General features: G+C 59.6%; 16 protein-coding genes, 1 tRNA gene, 2 rRNA genes and 1 pseudogene (1 of these 20 only partly in view). 14 read left to right on the top strand and 6 right to left on the bottom strand.

Features of this window, described 5'->3' with window-relative positions; translation table 11 throughout:
- Nucleotides 1-30: 30 nt before the first annotated feature.
- Nucleotides 31-840, top strand: coding sequence for a division plane positioning ATPase MipZ (locus tag AQUI_RS0109075; RefSeq protein ID WP_027257235.1), 810 nt, complete (start codon nt 31-33; stop codon nt 838-840).
- An 18-nt stretch (nt 841-858) separates the two neighbouring features.
- Here AQUI_RS0109075 and AQUI_RS0109070 read toward each other — a convergent pair whose 3' ends face one another.
- Complete coding sequence (locus tag AQUI_RS0109070) at nt 859-2091, bottom strand: adenylate/guanylate cyclase domain-containing protein (protein WP_027257234.1); 1233 nt, start codon at nt 2089-2091, stop codon at nt 859-861.
- Nucleotides 2092-2142: 51 nt separating this feature from the next.
- Nucleotides 2143-2583, bottom strand: coding sequence for a MarR family winged helix-turn-helix transcriptional regulator (locus AQUI_RS0109065; protein ID WP_027257233.1), 441 nt, complete (start codon nt 2581-2583; stop codon nt 2143-2145).
- Nucleotides 2584-2654: 71 nt separating this feature from the next.
- Here AQUI_RS0109065 and hmgA point away from each other — a divergent pair, with 71 nt between their 5' ends.
- From hmgA to AQUI_RS32220, 13 genes and pseudogenes are all read left to right on the top strand, one after another.
- The gene (hmgA, locus tag AQUI_RS0109060; RefSeq protein ID WP_027257232.1) at nt 2655-4010 is read left to right on the top strand and encodes a homogentisate 1,2-dioxygenase; all 1356 of its coding nucleotides are present in this window, start codon (nt 2655-2657) and stop codon (nt 4008-4010) included.
- Nucleotides 4011-4091: 81 nt separating this feature from the next.
- A complete protein-coding gene (fahA, locus tag AQUI_RS0109055) occupies nt 4092-5348 on the top strand; it encodes a fumarylacetoacetase (protein ID WP_027257231.1) in 1257 nt (418 codons plus the stop codon).
- A gap of 82 nt (nt 5349-5430) precedes the next feature.
- Entirely contained in the window at nt 5431-6381 is a 951-nt protein-coding gene (locus AQUI_RS0109050; protein WP_027257230.1) for an MBL fold metallo-hydrolase, read from the top strand.
- A gap of 151 nt (nt 6382-6532) precedes the next feature.
- On the top strand, nt 6533-8143 hold the full coding sequence (locus tag AQUI_RS0109045) for an FAD-dependent oxidoreductase (RefSeq protein WP_027257229.1): 1611 nt from the start codon (nt 6533-6535) through the stop codon (nt 8141-8143).
- 5 nt (nt 8144-8148) lie between these two features.
- A complete protein-coding gene (locus tag AQUI_RS0109040; RefSeq protein WP_035920267.1) occupies nt 8149-8364 on the top strand; it encodes a DUF2783 domain-containing protein in 216 nt (71 codons plus the stop codon).
- The gene (locus AQUI_RS0109035) at nt 8361-8903 is read left to right on the top strand and encodes a VOC family protein (RefSeq protein WP_027257227.1); all 543 of its coding nucleotides are present in this window, start codon (nt 8361-8363) and stop codon (nt 8901-8903) included. The genes AQUI_RS0109040 and AQUI_RS0109035 overlap by 4 nt, the downstream gene beginning before the upstream one ends.
- Nucleotides 8904-8961: 58 nt before the next feature.
- On the top strand, nt 8962-9588 hold the full coding sequence (gene maiA / locus AQUI_RS0109030) for a maleylacetoacetate isomerase (RefSeq protein WP_027257226.1): 627 nt from the start codon (nt 8962-8964) through the stop codon (nt 9586-9588).
- Between the two features lie 146 nt (nt 9589-9734).
- Nucleotides 9735-10338 (top strand): annotated as a pseudogene (locus AQUI_RS29860) (transposase); the annotation flags it as partial.
- Between the two features lie 28 nt (nt 10339-10366).
- Nucleotides 10367-10765 carry an IS6 family transposase gene (locus AQUI_RS32230; RefSeq protein WP_051371857.1) on the top strand — a complete coding sequence of 133 codons (399 nt, stop codon included), beginning with the start codon at nt 10367-10369 and terminating at the stop codon, nt 10763-10765.
- A 50-nt stretch (nt 10766-10815) separates the two neighbouring features.
- Nucleotides 10816-11034 (top strand): hypothetical protein, encoded by a 219-nt coding sequence (locus tag AQUI_RS32225; protein WP_281171999.1) that lies wholly within the window; start codon nt 10816-10818, stop codon nt 11032-11034.
- Complete coding sequence (locus AQUI_RS0109015; protein WP_245596895.1) at nt 10985-11146, top strand: DUF2933 domain-containing protein; 162 nt, start codon at nt 10985-10987, stop codon at nt 11144-11146. Before AQUI_RS32225 ends, AQUI_RS0109015 begins: the two co-directional genes overlap by 50 nt.
- Entirely contained in the window at nt 11143-11802 is a 660-nt protein-coding gene (locus AQUI_RS0109010; protein WP_027257224.1) for a methyltransferase family protein, read from the top strand. Before AQUI_RS0109015 ends, AQUI_RS0109010 begins: the two co-directional genes overlap by 4 nt.
- A complete protein-coding gene (locus AQUI_RS32220; protein ID WP_281171998.1) occupies nt 11799-11930 on the top strand; it encodes a hypothetical protein in 132 nt (43 codons plus the stop codon). The genes AQUI_RS0109010 and AQUI_RS32220 overlap by 4 nt, the downstream gene beginning before the upstream one ends.
- Before the next feature lie 119 nt (nt 11931-12049).
- Here AQUI_RS32220 and AQUI_RS27520 read toward each other — a convergent pair whose 3' ends face one another.
- The 4 genes from AQUI_RS27520 to AQUI_RS0108975 all read right to left on the bottom strand — a co-directional run.
- Entirely contained in the window at nt 12050-12784 is a 735-nt protein-coding gene (locus tag AQUI_RS27520) for a ferric reductase-like transmembrane domain-containing protein (RefSeq protein WP_051371856.1), read from the bottom strand.
- 838 nt (nt 12785-13622) lie between these two features.
- A tRNA-Met gene (locus tag AQUI_RS0108985) sits at nt 13623-13699 on the bottom strand.
- A gap of 46 nt (nt 13700-13745) precedes the next feature.
- A 5S ribosomal RNA gene (gene rrf / locus AQUI_RS0108980) occupies nt 13746-13860 on the bottom strand.
- Between the two features lie 127 nt (nt 13861-13987).
- Nucleotides 13988-15484, bottom strand: a 23S ribosomal RNA gene (locus tag AQUI_RS0108975) (it continues 1334 nt past the right edge of the window).

Below are 15484 nucleotides of genomic sequence, written 5' to 3'. Positions count from 1 at the left end.
TGCCAAAGGCACGAGCGAAGGGACCTGTACATGGCGCATATCATTGTCGTCGGCAACGAGAAGGGCGGCGCGGGCAAATCCACTGTGTCCATGCATGTTGCCACCACCCTGGCCCGGCTGGGCCATAAGGTGGCGGCGCTGGATCTGGACCTGCGGCAACGCTCGATGGGGCGGTACCTGGAAAACCGCAAGGATTTCTGCACCAAGGCAGGGCTGGATCTGCCGATGGTGGAGATGCACGAACTGCCGGAGATTGACCCCGATAGCCTGCAACCGGGCGAGAACATCTATGACCACCGGCTGTCGGCTGCGGTTTCGGCGCTGGAGCCGGGCCATGATTTCATCCTGATCGACTGCCCCGGCTCGCATACGCGTCTCAGCCAGGTGGCGCATTCGCTGGCTGACACGCTCATCACGCCCTTGAATGACAGCTTTGTCGATTTCGACCTGCTCGCGCATGTGGATCAGAAGGGTGAATCGATCACCGGGCCGTCCGTCTACTCGGAAATGGTCTGGAACGCCCGCCAGTTGCGCGCGCAGGCCGGGCTGAAGCCGATCGACTGGATCGTGATCCGCAACCGGGTCGGCACCCAGCGCATGGTCAACAAGGAAAAGATGGAGCGCGCCATCAATATGCTGTCCAAGCGGATCGGCTTCCGTGTGGCGCCGGGCTTTTCCGAGCGGGTGATCTTCCGCGAGCTGTTCCCGCGCGGGCTGACGCTGCTGGACCTCAAAGACATCGGCGTCAAGCAGCTGAATATTTCCAACATTGCCGCCCGGCAAGAACTGCGCGACATGATGAAGGAAGTGAACCTGCCGGGGGTCGAGATCAGTATCTGATCCGCCCCCGGCGGCTGCTTAGCCATCGCAGCCGCAATTGCCGCGGTAAATGGTGTAAAGCTCAATCGGCTCTGCCACGCCGCGCAGCATGTAGCGGCCCAGGGACACCAGGTCATGATTGGTGCCCCTGGCCGCGGTTTTCACATCCTCGGACATAATGATGCTCTGACCGACAGAGCGGTGCATTCCTGCAATCCGGGCTGTCTGGTTCACCGCTTGGCCGATCACAGTAAAATCCAGCCGGTTCTCTGCCCCGATATTGCCATACAGGATATCACCCGCGTGCAGCGCCAGGGTAAAACCCGCGGTGGGTAGACCCTGTTCTTCGCGTTCGGAGTTGAAGGCGCGCACTTTGCCGCACAGTTCGTTAGCAGCCGCCAGGGCTGCGTGCGCGTCCTCCTCGATACTGCCAAGGTTGAACATGGTCAGCATGCCGTCGCCCATGAACTTCAGGATGTTGCCGCCATGCGCCTGGATGGTTTCCACCGCCAGACCGAAATAGCCGTTCAGCATCTCGATCAGTTCCGTGCCCGGCAGCCGTTCCGCCAGCTGGGTAAACCCCTTGAGATCAAACAGGCAGAGCACAGCATCGATCTGCTGCGAGGAGCCGCGTTGAATTTCGCCTGACAAAACCCGACGGCCCGCATCTCGGCCCAGATAGACCTGCAAAAGATCACTGGCCATCTGCCGGTTGGAAGAGGATTTCAGCGCCAGCCCCAGATGCGGCAGCGTGGTACGGATCAGATCCAGCTCGCGGCTGCTGAATCCGCCGGGCCGGTCCGATGCCCAGGAAACCAGCATGCCCTCCTGTGGATGGCGCGGATCATTCGGACCTGCTTCCGGCGGCGCAAACCGCACGCCTTTGGCAAAGTAATCGGTCGCCCCGCGCTCCCGCAATTCAGGCAGCAGCGGAAATTCTGCCGGAGCGCTGTCTTCGATCCTTTCCCGGAATTCTTCCAGATTGTGCTCCAGAATGTGGAAGAACGGGCTGCGCAGCCATTCCTCGCGCGGGGACTCGCGGTATTCGTAATGCTCGTGGCTGATGCCATCGGTGCGGGTCCAATTGAAACCGAGACCGCCAAATTTCGGGTGGAAGGCACGTTGTGCCAGATGGAACCGCCACAGCGGCACTCCGGCATCGACCAGACGCTGACAATATCCCTGCAAAAGATCCTGCTGCTGCGCGCCTTGAAGCCCCTGCTCCATCAGCCAGGCGATCAACGGTCCGGAATTGACATCAATCTGTATCATGTGTTCACCTTCAATACCGTCGCTCTATTTGGGTATTCCAGCCGCCGTTGTCTATGGGTTTATCCCTGCTAAATTGCGCAGCATATACCGCAAAATTGCAACCTCGCCGGTGGTGAACCGGGCGCAGATGCCGGTGTCGAACTGCAACGCATGTTCGCGGAGATCCATATAGGCGGCCTCTCCGGCGGCAGTCAGCGCCAAATGTTCCGCCCGGCGGTCGCTTTCATCACGGGTGCGGGTCACGAACCGCTTCTCCGCCAGCTTGGCCACGGCGCGGCTGATTTTGGTCTTGTGGATCTTGGCCCGCGTGCCGATTTCTTTGGCGGTCATCTGGCCGTAATTGCCCAGATGGAACAGCACCCGCCATTCGGTGCGCAGCATTCCGTAACGGTTCTTGTAGTGTTTCTGGAACCCCAGCGAGCTTTCCTCTGCCGCGCGGTTCAGCAGATACGGCAGGAAATCCTGCAAAGCGAATTCATCTTTTTCGTCCATTTTGCGCCCCTTTCCCTTGTTAGTTACAAAAACAACTAATATTCCGCAAGCAGCAACAGGAGAAACGCGCGATGAATCGGCCCGCCGATCCCCATGAAATGATCCAGGCCCCCTCTCTTCAGGGGCCGCACGAGGGCTACATGCCCGGCTTTGCCAATGACTTTGAAAGTGAGGCGCTGCCCGGTGCGCTGCCGCAAGGCATGAACAGCCCGCAAAAGTGCAACTATGGCCTTTACGGCGAACAGCTGAGCGGCACCGCCTTTACCGCCGATCCGCCGGAGCGGACCTGGTGCTACCGCATCCGCCCGTCGGTCAAGCACTCGCACCGCTACGGGAAGATCGACCTGCCGCATTGGAGATCCGCCCCCTGCGTTGATCCCGACGTGATCTCGCTGGGCCAATACCGCTGGGACCCGGTGCCGCATTCGGACGAGAGCCTCACCTGGCTCACCGGCATGCGCACCATGACCACCGCAGGCGACGTGAACACCCAGGTCGGGATGGCCAGCCACATCTATCTGGTCACCGAGTCGATGGTGGACAGCTATTTCTTCTCTGCCGATTCCGAACTGCTGGTAGTGCCGCAGGAGGGCCGCCTGAGGTTTGCAACCGAGCTGGGCATCATCGACCTGGCACCGCAGGAGATTGCCATCATCCCGCGCGGTCTGGTGTACCGGGTCGAGGTGCTGGAAGGGCCCTGCCGCGGATTTGTCTGTGAAAACTACGGCCAGAAGTTCGAACTGCCGGGCCGCGGCCCGATCGGCGCCAACTGCATGGCCAACCCGCGCGACTTCAAGGCACCGGTGGCGGCGTTTGAGGATCTGGAAACCCCGTCGACCGTGACCATCAAGTGGTGCGGCCAGTTCCATGAGACCAAGATCGGCCACTCGCCGCTGGATGTGGTCGCCTGGCACGGCAACTACGCGCCCTACAAATACGACCTCACCACCTATTGCCCGGTGGGGGCGATCCTGTTCGACCACCCGGACCCGTCGATCTTTACCGTGCTAACCGCACCGTCGGGTGTGCCGGGCACCGCCAACATCGACTTTGTGCTGTTCCGCGAGCGCTGGATGGTGGCCGAAAACACCTTCCGTCCACCGTGGTACCACAAGAACATCATGTCGGAGCTGATGGGCAATATCTACGGCCAGTATGACGCCAAGCCGCAGGGTTTTGTGCCGGGCGGCATGAGTCTTCACAACATGATGCTGCCGCATGGGCCAGACAAGAACGCCTTTGAGGGCGCATCGAACTCCAACCTCGGCCCGGAGAAACTGGAGAACACCATGTCTTTCATGTTCGAGACCCGCTTCCCGCAGCATCTGACCGCATTTGCAGCCAAGGATGCGCCACTGCAGGATGACTACATTGACTGCTGGAGCGACATCGAGAAGAAATTCGACGGCACGCCCGGCCTGAAATGAAAATGGTCAGGGGGCGCTGCCCCCTCTGGGCCTGACCGGCAAAAAAGAAAAGGATCTTCGGATCCGGAAACTGGAGACACAATGCCTCTGCTGAATTCCTGGGTGGCCTCGGCCAATGATGCGACCCACCCGTTCCCGCTGAACAACCTGCCCTATGGCGTGTTTTCCGTTGATGGCGACGATCCGCGCTGCGGTGTGGCCATCGGCGATATGATCCTGGATATGCAGGCCGCTGAAGAGGCCGGGCTGGTCCAGCTGAGCGATGCACCGCTGTTCGACGTGCCTTACTGGAACGACCTGATGGAAGAAGGCCCGGCCGTTTGGGCCGCACTGCGCGAACGTCTGACTGCGCTGCTTTCCGACGGCGCAGCCGAACAGGAAAAGGTCGAAGCCCTGCTGGTTCCCGCCGCGGACGCCGAGCTGCACATGCCCTTTGCCGTCAGCGAATACACCGACTTTTACGCTGGCAAGAACCACGCCTTCAACGTCGGCACCATGTTCCGCGGCCCGGAAAACGCGCTGCCGCCGAACTGGCTGCATATCCCGATCGGCTATAACGGGCGGGCGTCTTCCGTGGTGGTCTCCGGCACGGATGTGCGCCGCCCCTGGGGCCAGCTGAAAGGCCCGAATGACGACAAGCCGCGGTGGGCGCCCTGCGCAAGGTTCGATATTGAGCTGGAAATGGGCGCGATTGTCGGCACCCCTTCCGATGGCCCGATCACCGTGCAGGAAGCGGACGACAATATCTTCGGCTATGTGCTGCTGAACGACTGGTCGGCGCGCGACATCCAGGCCTGGGAATACCAGCCGCTGGGGCCGTTTCAGGCCAAGGCGACTGCCAACTCGATCAGCCCCTGGATCGTGACCAAAGCGGCGCTGGAGCCGTTCCGCTGCGACACGCCGGAACGTGAGGTCGAGCTGCTGGACCACCTGAAAGACTGCGGGCCGATGCTGTATGACATCGACCTGGAGGTCACCATGGCGCCGGAAGGCAAAGAGGCGACCACCATCGTGCGGACCAACTACAAGGAAATGTACTACTCCGCCGCGCAGCAGCTGGCGCATCACACCACCTCGGGCTGCCCGATGAATGCAGGCGACCTCTTGGGGTCCGGCACCATTTCCGGCCCAACCAAGGAAAGCCGTGGATCGCTTCTTGAGCTCAGCTGGGGCGGCAAAGAGCCGCTGACGCTGGACACCGGTGAGGAGCGCTCCTTCATCGCGGACGGCGACACGCTGACCTTGAAGGGCGCGGCCAAAGGCAAGGGTTACTCCATCGGGTTCGGCGACTGCACCGGCACCGTCCTGCCCGCACTTGACGACCCGTTCAAAAGATAAGCTCCGCTTTTCTTCTGGCTAAAAATATCCCCGCCGGAGGCTCCCACAGCAGCCTCTGGCGCACCGCTGAAAGGACAGACATATGGCCAAGGCATTCGCGTCCCAAGGGGACCTGACCGAAAAGAAGATCACTTTTGATGAGATCGGCGAGGGGCTGTATGCCTTTACCGCCGAGGGCGATCCGAACTCAGGCGTCATCATCGGCGATGACTCCGTAATGATCGTCGAGGCACAGGCAACCCCGCGGCTGGCAAACAAGGTAATCGAATGTGTGCGCTCGGTGACCGACAAGCCGATCACCCATGTGGCGCTGACCCACTACCATGCCGTCCGCGTGCTGGGCGCCTCTGCCTTTGGCGCGCAGCAGATCATCATGGGCGATGCAGCCCGCGCCATGGTGGTGGAGCGCGGCCAAGAGGACTGGGACAGCGAGTTCCAGCGGTTCCCGCGCCTGTTCGAAGGCCACGAGAGCATTCCGGGCCTGACCTGGCCGACCACGACTTTTTCCGAAGATATGACGATCTATCTCGGCAACCGCCGGGTGGACCTCATGCACCTGGGCCGTGCCCATACCGCCGGCGACATCGTCATTCATGTGCCGGATCAGAACGTGATGTTTACCGGCGACATCGTGGAATACCACTCGGCCTGCTATTGCGGCGACGGGCATTTCAGCGACTGGGGCGATACGCTCGACAACATTGCAGCCTTTGATGTGGACGCCATTGCACCGGGCCGCGGCGATGCGCTGGTGGGCAAGGAAATGGTCAACGCGGCCATCGAAAACACCCGTGACTTCGTCGAGAGCACTTACCGCCCCGCCGCCAAGGTGGCGGCCCGCAACGGTACTCTGAAGGAGGCTTGGGACGCCGTGCGCGCAGCGTGCGATCCGAAGTTTGCAGACTACGCGATCTACGAGCACTGCCTGCCGTTCAATGTTGCCCGCGCCTATGACGAGGCCCGTGGCATCGACACCCCGCGCATCTGGACCGCTCAGCGCGATCTGGAGATGTGGGAGGCCCTGCAGGGCTGAACCCCGGCCAGAATTTGCAACCGGGGCGCTTTGATCCAGATCGTATCGCCCCGGCAGAACCTGTGAGACGCTAGACCATCCTCCCGGCGTGCCCATGCCGGGAAACGGTGAAGCTGTGCCTGACGGCACCAGAAATTTGGGAGGAGACCTGATGAACAAGATCTTTGAAGTCCCTTTGTACCCTTATGAGCGCCACGCGGACGAAGACGCCGCAACACCCGTGCGCCGCAAGGTGGTGGTGATCGGGGCCGGCCCCATCGGCCTGGCCGCCGCCATCGACCTGGCGCAGCAGGGCACCGAAGTGGTGGTGCTGGACGACAACGACAAGGTGAGCTTCGGCTCCCGCGCGATCTGCTTTGCTAAGCGGCCGCTGGAAATCCTCGACCGGCTCGGCTGCGGCCAGCCGATGGTGGACAAGGGCGTCCAATGGGACACCGGCAAGGTGTTCTTTGACGACCGTCAGGTTTACGACTTCAACCTGCTGCCGGAAGAAGGCCACAAGCGCCCTGCTTTCATCAATCTGCAGCAGTATTACTTCGAGGAATACCTGGTGAACCGGGTCCGCGAGCTGCAGCAGCAGGGCGCGCCGATCGAAATCCGCGGCCGCAACAAGGTGTCGGCCATCGGTACCCATCCCGGCCATGTGGTGCTGGATATCGACACGCCAGAAGGTTCGTACAACCTGGAAGCCGACTGGCTGATTGCTTGTGATGGCGCCGGCTCCCCCACCCGGCAGATGCTGGGGCTGGATTTCGTGGGCCGGGTGTTCGAGGACAATTTCCTGATTGCTGACGTGATCATGGAGGCGGATTTCCCGACCGAACGCTGGTTCTGGTTCGACCCGCCTTTCAACAAGGGCCAGTCGGCACTGCTGCACAAGCAGCCGGACGGTGTGTGGCGGATTGATCTGCAGCTCGGCTGGGACATCGACAAGGAACGCGAGAAACGCCCCGAAAACGTGATCCCGCGGCTGCAGGAAATGCTGGGCAAGGATGTGAAGTTCGAGCTGGAATGGGTCTCGATCTACACCTTCCAGTGCCGCCGCATGGAGCAGTTCCGCCATGGCCGGGTGCTGTTTGCCGGCGACGCCGCGCATCAGGTGTCCCCCTTCGGCGCCCGCGGCGCCAACTCCGGCCTGCAGGACACAGACAACCTGTGCTGGAAGCTGCAGCTGGTGATGGACGGCAAGGCACCGGAGAGCCTGCTCGACAGCTATGACATCGAGCGCATTCACGGCGCGGATGAGAACATCCTGAACTCTTCCCGCTCCACCGATTTCATAACGCCGAAGTCAGAGATGAGCCGGGTGCTGCGCGATGCGGTTCTGGACCTGTCCGAACAGTATGAATTCGCACGCCCCTTGGTGAACTCTGGCCGCCTGTCGGTGCCCTGCACCTATGACGGCTCGCCGCTGAACTCCGCAGATGCACTGAACGGGCCCGAACGCACCCGCCCAGGCTCCCCCTGCCCTGACGTCCCGCTGGGCGACGGGTTCCTGCTGGACCAGCTTGGAGACAAGTTCGTGCTGCTGACCATCGACGCCGATGCCCCCGACGTGATCGAGGAGGAAGGCATCGAAGTAGCCCGGCTGGCGCTGTCGGTCAAGGACGACAAGACACTGGCACTGAAGGACCGCTATCTTGGCAGTGCAGAAAGCGGTGTCTACCTGATCCGCCCGGACCAGCATGTTGCTGCCCGCCGCCCCAGCTTTGACGAAAACCAGTTCCGGCACGCCATCCGCCGGGCCATCGGCAAGGAGTGATCAAGATGACCGAAGACCAACTGATCCTGACCGCCAACCTCGAGCGCGCCGACGATTTCTATGCCGATCTGCTGGCCGCGCATGAGGACCTGAGCAAGGCCGAGAGCGATGCGCTGAATGCGCGTCTGGTGCTTGTGCTGGCAAATCACATTGGAAAACGCGCGATCCTGAAACAGGCGCTGGCTGCTGCCGCGCTGAAAACCGGGGAGGACTCCGATTGAAAATCGAAAAGATCCACCACGTCGCCTACCGCTGCAAGGACGCCAAGCAGACGGTGGAGTGGTATAACAAGATGCTGAACATGGACTTTGTCCTGGCAATTGCCGAGGACCATGTTCCGTCGACGCATGAACCCGATCCCTACATGCATATCTTCATGGATGCAGGCAACGGCAACGTCCTGGCCTTCTTCGAGCTGCCAACCAAGCCGGAGATGGACCGCGACCGCAACACGCCGGTCTGGGTGCAGCACATCGCCTTCAAGGTGAAGGACCGCGAGACCCTGATCCAGTTCAAGGAGCATCTTGAGGCCAACGGCGTCGAAGTTCTGGGCGTCACTGACCACTCGATCTTCCACTCGATCTACTTCTTCGATCCGAACGGCCACCGGGTGGAGCTGGCCTGTCCGGATCCTGAGGAAGAGGCGTTTCTGCAGAAGCTGGACTCGGTGAAATGGGAGATGCTGGAAGAATGGTCCAAGACCAAGAAGGCCCCCAAGCATGCCGAGTGGCTGCACGCCAAGGAATTGAACAAGGCCTGATTGGCACAGGCCGACGAGGCAGCCCGGCGGGCTGCCTTCTCAGCACCGGAGGACGCCGATGGGCAGCACGATTCTTTATGACTACTGGCGCTCATCGGCGAGCTACCGGCTGCGCATCGCGCTGAACCTGGCAGGGATCGAATACACCTCGATCCCGGTTGATCTGGTCAAGGGCGAGCACAGAAGCCCGGAGCACCTGGCCCGCAACCCCCAGGGCTTTGTGCCGGTGCTTGAGATCGACGGCCTGCGTCTGACCCAGTCGCTTGCAATCCTCGATTACCTGGATGAAACCCGGAGCCTCGGATTGCTGCCCAAAGACCCTGGCCTGCGCGCCAGGGCACGGGCGCTGGCTTATTCTGTTGCGGTTGATGTGCACCCAGTCTGCAATTTGCAGGTGGCCAAACATGCAACCCGGCTCAGCAGCCGCGAGGCGGACATGCCCAAAGCATGGATGCAGCATTTTATCCATCCCGGCCTGGAAGCCTTCGAGACGCTGCTGGCCGGCTTTGATCAAGCCCCGTTCTGCACCGGCGAAACACCAGGGCTTGCCGATATCTGCCTTGTGCCACAGCTCTACAATGCCCGCCGCTGGGAAGCAGAATTCAAAGATATGCCCCGGATCTGTGCGGTGGAGGCAGCCTGCGCGGCGCACCCGGCTTTTACCTCGGCGCACCCGGATCAGTGAGCTACTCCCCGAAATTCGGACACTGACGTAAGCTGCAATTTACTGTGTGCTGATCCAGGGGCTCATGATGTGATCCCCGAAAACATCCTCGAAGCTTGTTAGAGTCTTCCGCGAAGAACCCCAGGCTGGGAGAGGAGCGGAATCGCATGAAGGCATCGAAGTTCACGGACGCGCAGAAGGCGTTCATCATCAAACAGGCAGAGGGCGGCACGACTGTCGCGGAAGCCTGCCGGAAGGCCGGCGTCAGCACGGGGGCCTTCTTCAACTGGAAGAAAAATAAGCCGGTCTGATGCCGTCCGAAATGAAGCGGCTGAGGGAGCTCGAGCAGGAGAATGCGCGACTGAAAAAGATCGTTGCAGACCTCGCTCTGGACAAGGAGATGCTGCAGGACGTCATTAAACGAAAGCTTTGAGGCCTGCCCGGAAAAGGACGCTGGTCGACAGGATGCGGGCGGATTGGCAGGTGTCGATCCGCCGGGCCTGCGAGGTGATCCGGTTCGATCCCAGAACCTGTCGCTACAAATCCCTCCGGCCCGGGCAGGCCGCTTTGGAACAGCGGATCCGAGAAATTTGCCAGACCCGTGTGCGCTTCGGTTATCGGCGCGTGCATGTGCTTCTGCGCCGTGAGGGGTGGGAAATAAATGCGAAGAAGATTTATCGCATTTACAGGAAGATGGGCATGCAATTGCGGAACAAGACGCCCAAGCGGCGGGTGAAGGCCAAGCTGCGAGACGACCGGGCCGAGGCCGTACCCGCTGTCGTTCCGGGACGTGCGGGACATGCTGGCCGAGCGTGGCGTTACTGTCGATGCTTCGACGATCCATCGCTGGGTGCGAAAGTTCAGACCCGAGATTCAGAAGCGGGCCCAAGCCCGGCATCGCTCCTCGCGCGGGCCGCAGTGGCATGCTGATGAGACCTACATTCGCGTTGGCGGACGCTGGCGCTACCTGTGGAGGGCCGTGGACCAGTTCGACCAGCTGATCGACTTCCGCCCGACGGCGCGGCGGGATGCTAAGGCAGCAGGGGCGTTTCTGCACCAGGCGCGAGACACTGTGCGGCAGTATCAGCCGCTTACGATCATCACCGACAGGGCGCACAGCTATGCCAAGGTGATCGGCGGGATCAACGACCGCCTCGGGCCAGTAGATATGATCCGGCACATTGACCCAAGTATTTAAACAATCGGATCGAGAGCGATCATGCTGTGCTGAAGCAGCGATTGCGGCCCATGCGCGGTTTCCAGACGCTGGCCGGAGCGAAGGCCGCGCTCGCCGGCATCGCAACTTTCCGCGCCATTCGAAAAGGCCAATTCGAAAACTGTGAGACCGGCGTGATCAACGAGATCGTCTTTGTCGCAATCCGAACCGCATCAGCCCTTCTGGAAGTCACGTTTCGGTGTGAGCTTGATTATCGCGCTGGCAATCGCGGCCCTGCTCTTGGGCTTTGAACATCGCGTTCACATCTTTGCTGGAAACGGTTTTCTGGTGCTGTTGCTCTTGGGCTGCGGCGTCATGCACCTGTTCATGCATGGCGGTCACGGAGGCGATGACAAGTCATGACCGATGCATCCGCCTATGGGCTTTGGGTTTTTGCCCTTCTAAACGCGGCCATTTTCATCATGTTCGCCTTCAGCTTCTTTAAACCGCAGACGCCATGGGATTGGCGGAGCTTCGGAGCCTTCAGCCCGTTTCTCGTGGCGCGTTTCTCGGAAATGTATGGCTTTCCGCTCACCATCTATCTGCTGTCTGGCTGGCTGCAGACGACATATCCTGGCGTCGACTGGTTTTCGCATGATGCAGGTCACCTGCCGGAAATGCTGTTCGGCTGGCAGGCCAACCCGCATTTCGGCCCTTTCCATATGATCAGTTTCGTACTGATCGGGCTGGGCTTCTGGATGATCTCCGCCGCATGGAGGGTGCTCTATCAGGCTCAACGCAGCGGGACACTAGCGACCAGCGGTCCCTACGCGAAAGTTCGCCATCCGCAATATGTGGGCTTCGTTCTGGTCCTGACGGGCTTTCTCTTTCAATGGCCCACCCTGCTGACTCTCGCGATGTATCCGGTGTTGATCTGGATGTATGTGCGGCTGGCCCGCGCGGAAGAACGGGAAACCCGGGCCACGTTCGACACCTATGCAGCCCGCGTTCCCACCTTTTTCCGCACTTCGCGCAGTCGCGCGGCGCAACGCAATAACCAAATGGGAGAGAGACCATGAGTGACAAGACCCCTATCACAGAACCACAAAGCGACGGAATGGCCTCATGGTTTCCCACCGCCTATACGATCCTTTTTGCATTGATCGTCATCGTCGCCGCACTGACCTGGATCATTCCAGCAGGGTAGTACGACCGCGCCATGAATGACGAGGTCGGGCGCGAGATCGCTGTGACAGGGACTTACCAGACCGTCGATTCCAACCCGCAGGGATTTGTCGAAGTCATGCTGGCACCTGTCGCTGGATCCTAAGATGCCGCCGACTCGCGTCGGCGCACTTTGTACAAGGTTGCAGACGATGCGACGAACTGAAAGGTCAGTACAGCCCCGACCAAACCGACAAAAGGCCATTGGAACCAGTTCGGCTCGGGAATGGCTCGATGAAAATCGAGAAAGTGGAGGTACAGAAAATAGCCGGTATGTACGACCGACAACCACCACAGCACGTAAGTTCCCCGCTGGACGAATTTCCAAACCGAATTTCCCAGCCAACGAAGACTGCGGTCGTTCGATGTAGCAGCCAGGATCAGCCCGTAAAGCAACGCAAGGACACCGATCAGATTGGCAATCGCAAACCCGTGCTGCACCATCACGTATTTTTGCAGTCCCGGATGAAATTCAAAGCCGACAAGGCGCATGAGATCCAAGTTTACCCAACCGATCAAGATGATTGTGGCGTGTAAAAATGCCAGCAAGACCGCATATATACCCAATTCGCGCCGGAATGGTAGCAGCGTTGCAGTGCTGCGCCAGATACGTGACAAAGGACCAAGCGACATCGCCGCTGCCACCAGAATGATCGACATATCGCCAACAGCCCTGTTCCAGCGGTGCATTGGGGACCATTCGATCCGGCTGTACAAGAACAGCCATGTGCCGGCCACACCAATTGCTATCACAAGAAGGTGACGCGCCCACCAGGATGCAAGCAGGTGATATTTCGGGTTTGATCGGACGGCTTTCTTGCGAGACGATGACTTCATTCAGATACTTCTCCTACCCAGCGAGACAAGTAGATGCGCTAGAATACAAAAACTGCGGTGATCCCGACAAGGGCGTATAACATGAATTAGTCTCGATGTGATCTGACACCGCCCCCTTCTCAGCACGCTGAACTGGGGGCAGCGCATCTCTTGAAGGAGATGATGGCTGGCCGTTTTGATGGTGGTGCAAACCCAACCGCAAAACGAGGCAATCACAATGCTGAACTCTACCGATAAGATCATCAAACACAAAAGGGAGTTTGACGGCGAAGCCATCAAGTGCTGGCTTCGTGACGTGCCGCGCAAACATGGTTCAGAGCCGGTCCTGGACCATTAGGTGCGCCCGCCAATCAAGCGGCCCCGCCGCGAGGTTTGCACAAAGCTTATGTGCAAACTCCAGCGGCGCAGGCTCCGGCTGGTCCAAAATCCGGATAACTCCCTCCTGGAAATATTTTGCCCGCAGGGCGAACACCGCAGGTCAGGCCGCAAGAGCGTCTGCCTCAGCTCCCCGCCCCCGAGCAAACCGGCCCAAACGGCAAGTTGGAGGCGGTCATCGCGGACAATCCGGAGCCCCCTGCCCTGCGGCTGCACCCGAGCCTTTCGGTGCGGTACCGGGAGCTTATCGAAGATCTTGCTGGCGCCCTGAACGCTCCAGAAGTGCGTCGGGAGGCGACGGCGTCGCTGCGGGCTCTGATTTCAGAGGTGCGGATGGTTCCGGACGGTGCTGCGCCGGGCGGCCATCAGCTTGAACTTGTTGGGGAATTGGCTGGTCTGATGGCTTTGGGGATCCCTGAATCGAAGAAGCCCCCGCTTTTTGCGGAGGCTTGGTCGGAAACGGTGGTTGCGGGAGCAGGATTTGAACCTGCGACCTTCAGGTTATGAGCCTGACGAGCTACCTGGCTGCTCCATCCCGCGTCAGGGTTTATTTGAGATCGTATTGAGAGATATTGGATTTTACTAGGTTTGGCGGTGACCTACTCTCCCAGGGCTTGAGCCCAAGTACCATCGGCGCTGCAGTGCTTAACTTCCGGGTTCGGGAAGGGACCGGGTGTTTCACTTGCGCTTTTGCCACCAAACCGAGAAAAATCCAACTCCGGCGCTGTTGCGAAGCAATGGCGCCGGTCACAATCAACGTGTCCAAGTGTTAGTATTAAGGGATGTTTGCTTGTTTGGTGTTTTCCGTAACACTGTCTGTTACTGGATCAAATCAAGCCTATCGGGCGATTAGTACCGGTCAACTGAATGCATTGCTGCACTTACATCTCCGGCCTATCGGCGTGGTGGTCTTCCACGGCCCTCAGGGATACCTTGTTTTGAGGGGGGCTTCCCGCTTAGATGCCTTCAGCGGTTATCCTGTCCGAACATAGCTACCCTGCACTGCTGCTGGCGCAACAACAGGTCCACCAGTGGTTCGTTCACCCCGGTCCTCTCGTACTAGGGGCAACTCCTCTCAAGTATCCTACACCCACGGCAGATAGGGACCGAACTGTCTCACGACGTTCTAAACCCAGCTCACGTACCTCTTTAAACGGCGAACAGCCGTACCCTTGGGACCTGCTCCAGCCCCAGGATGAGATGAGCCGACATCGAGGTGCCAAACACTGCCGTCGATATGGACTCTTGGGCAGTATCAGCCTGTTATCCCCGGCGTACCTTTTATCCGTTGAGCGATGGCCCTTCCACTCGGGACCACCGGATCACTATGGCCGACTTTCGTCTCTGCTCGACTTGTCAGTCTCGCAGTCAGGCTGGCTTCTGCCATTGCACTCAACGAGCGATTTCCGACCGCTCTGAGCCAACCTTCGCGCGCCTCCGTTACTCTTTAGGAGGCGACCGCCCCAGTCAAACTACCCGCCACGCAGGGTCCCGGATCCGGATAACGGACCGCGGTTAGACATCAAGAGTGCGAAGGGTGGTATCTCAAGGGAGGCTCCACCGCGACTTGCGTCACGGTTTCGATGCCTACCACCTATCCTGCACATCACAATCCTGATGCCAGTGCGAAGCTGTAGTAAAGGTGCACGGGGTCTTTCCGTCTAACCGCGGGAAGCCTGCATCTTGACAGGCAATTCAATTTCGCTGAGTCGATGTTGGAGACAGCGGGGAAGTCGTTACGCCATTCGTGCAGGTCGGAACTTACCCGACAAGGAATTTCGCTACCTTAGGACCGTTATAGTTACGGCCGCCGTTTACCTGGGCTTCAATTCGGAGCTCTCACCCCTCCTTTTAACCTTCAGGCACCGGGCAGGCGTCAGACCCTATACGTCGCCTTACGGCTTCGCAGAGCCCTGTGTTTTTAATAAACAGTCGCCACCCCCTGGTTTGTGCCCCCGGATTCCACTTGCGTAGGACCCGGGCCTCCTTCTCGCGAACTTACGGAGGTATTTTGCCGAGTTCCTTCAACATCGTTCTCTCAAGCGCCTTGGTATTCTCTACCAGTCCACCTGTGTCGGTTTAGGGTACGGTCTGATGGAGGGCTATTTCCAGGGACTGATCAGCAGCCCATTCAATCCGATAAGGATGAACTACCTTCACAATCCGTCACATCCTCCTGGCCCACGAATATTAACGTGGTTCCCATCGCCTACGCCTTTCGGCCTCGGCTTAGGGGCCGGCTTACCCTGCTCAGATTAGCTTTAAGCAGGAACCCTTGGACTTTCGGCGAGAGTGTCTCTCACACTCTTTGTCGCTACTCATGTC

It is taken from the genome of Leisingera aquimarina DSM 24565 (genome assembly GCF_000473165.1).
GTDB classification, from domain to species: domain Bacteria; phylum Pseudomonadota; class Alphaproteobacteria; order Rhodobacterales; family Rhodobacteraceae; genus Leisingera; species Leisingera aquimarina.
This window is presented reverse-complemented; position numbering and strand designations above follow the sequence as displayed.

Coding starts and splice junctions, on each gene's coding strand:
- AQUI_RS0109075 (WP_027257235.1), top strand. CDS start 31: ATGGCGCATATCATTGTCGTCGGCAACGAGAAGGGCGGCGCGGGCAAA.
- AQUI_RS0109070 (WP_027257234.1), bottom strand. CDS start 2,091: ATGATACAGATTGATGTCAATTCCGGACCGTTGATCGCCTGGCTGATG.
- AQUI_RS0109065 (WP_027257233.1), bottom strand. CDS start 2,583: ATGGACGAAAAAGATGAATTCGCTTTGCAGGATTTCCTGCCGTATCTG.
- hmgA (WP_027257232.1), top strand. CDS start 2,655: ATGAATCGGCCCGCCGATCCCCATGAAATGATCCAGGCCCCCTCTCTT.
- fahA (WP_027257231.1), top strand. CDS start 4,092: ATGCCTCTGCTGAATTCCTGGGTGGCCTCGGCCAATGATGCGACCCAC.
- AQUI_RS0109050 (WP_027257230.1), top strand. CDS start 5,431: ATGGCCAAGGCATTCGCGTCCCAAGGGGACCTGACCGAAAAGAAGATC.
- AQUI_RS0109045 (WP_027257229.1), top strand. CDS start 6,533: ATGAACAAGATCTTTGAAGTCCCTTTGTACCCTTATGAGCGCCACGCG.
- AQUI_RS0109040 (WP_035920267.1), top strand. CDS start 8,149: ATGACCGAAGACCAACTGATCCTGACCGCCAACCTCGAGCGCGCCGAC.
- maiA (WP_027257226.1), top strand. CDS start 8,962: ATGGGCAGCACGATTCTTTATGACTACTGGCGCTCATCGGCGAGCTAC.
- AQUI_RS32230 (WP_051371857.1), top strand. CDS start 10,367: ATGCTGGCCGAGCGTGGCGTTACTGTCGATGCTTCGACGATCCATCGC.
- AQUI_RS32225 (WP_281171999.1), top strand. CDS start 10,816: ATGCGCGGTTTCCAGACGCTGGCCGGAGCGAAGGCCGCGCTCGCCGGC.
- AQUI_RS0109010 (WP_027257224.1), top strand. CDS start 11,143: ATGACCGATGCATCCGCCTATGGGCTTTGGGTTTTTGCCCTTCTAAAC.
- AQUI_RS32220 (WP_281171998.1), top strand. CDS start 11,799: ATGAGTGACAAGACCCCTATCACAGAACCACAAAGCGACGGAATGGCC.
- AQUI_RS27520 (WP_051371856.1), bottom strand. CDS start 12,784: ATGAAGTCATCGTCTCGCAAGAAAGCCGTCCGATCAAACCCGAAATAT.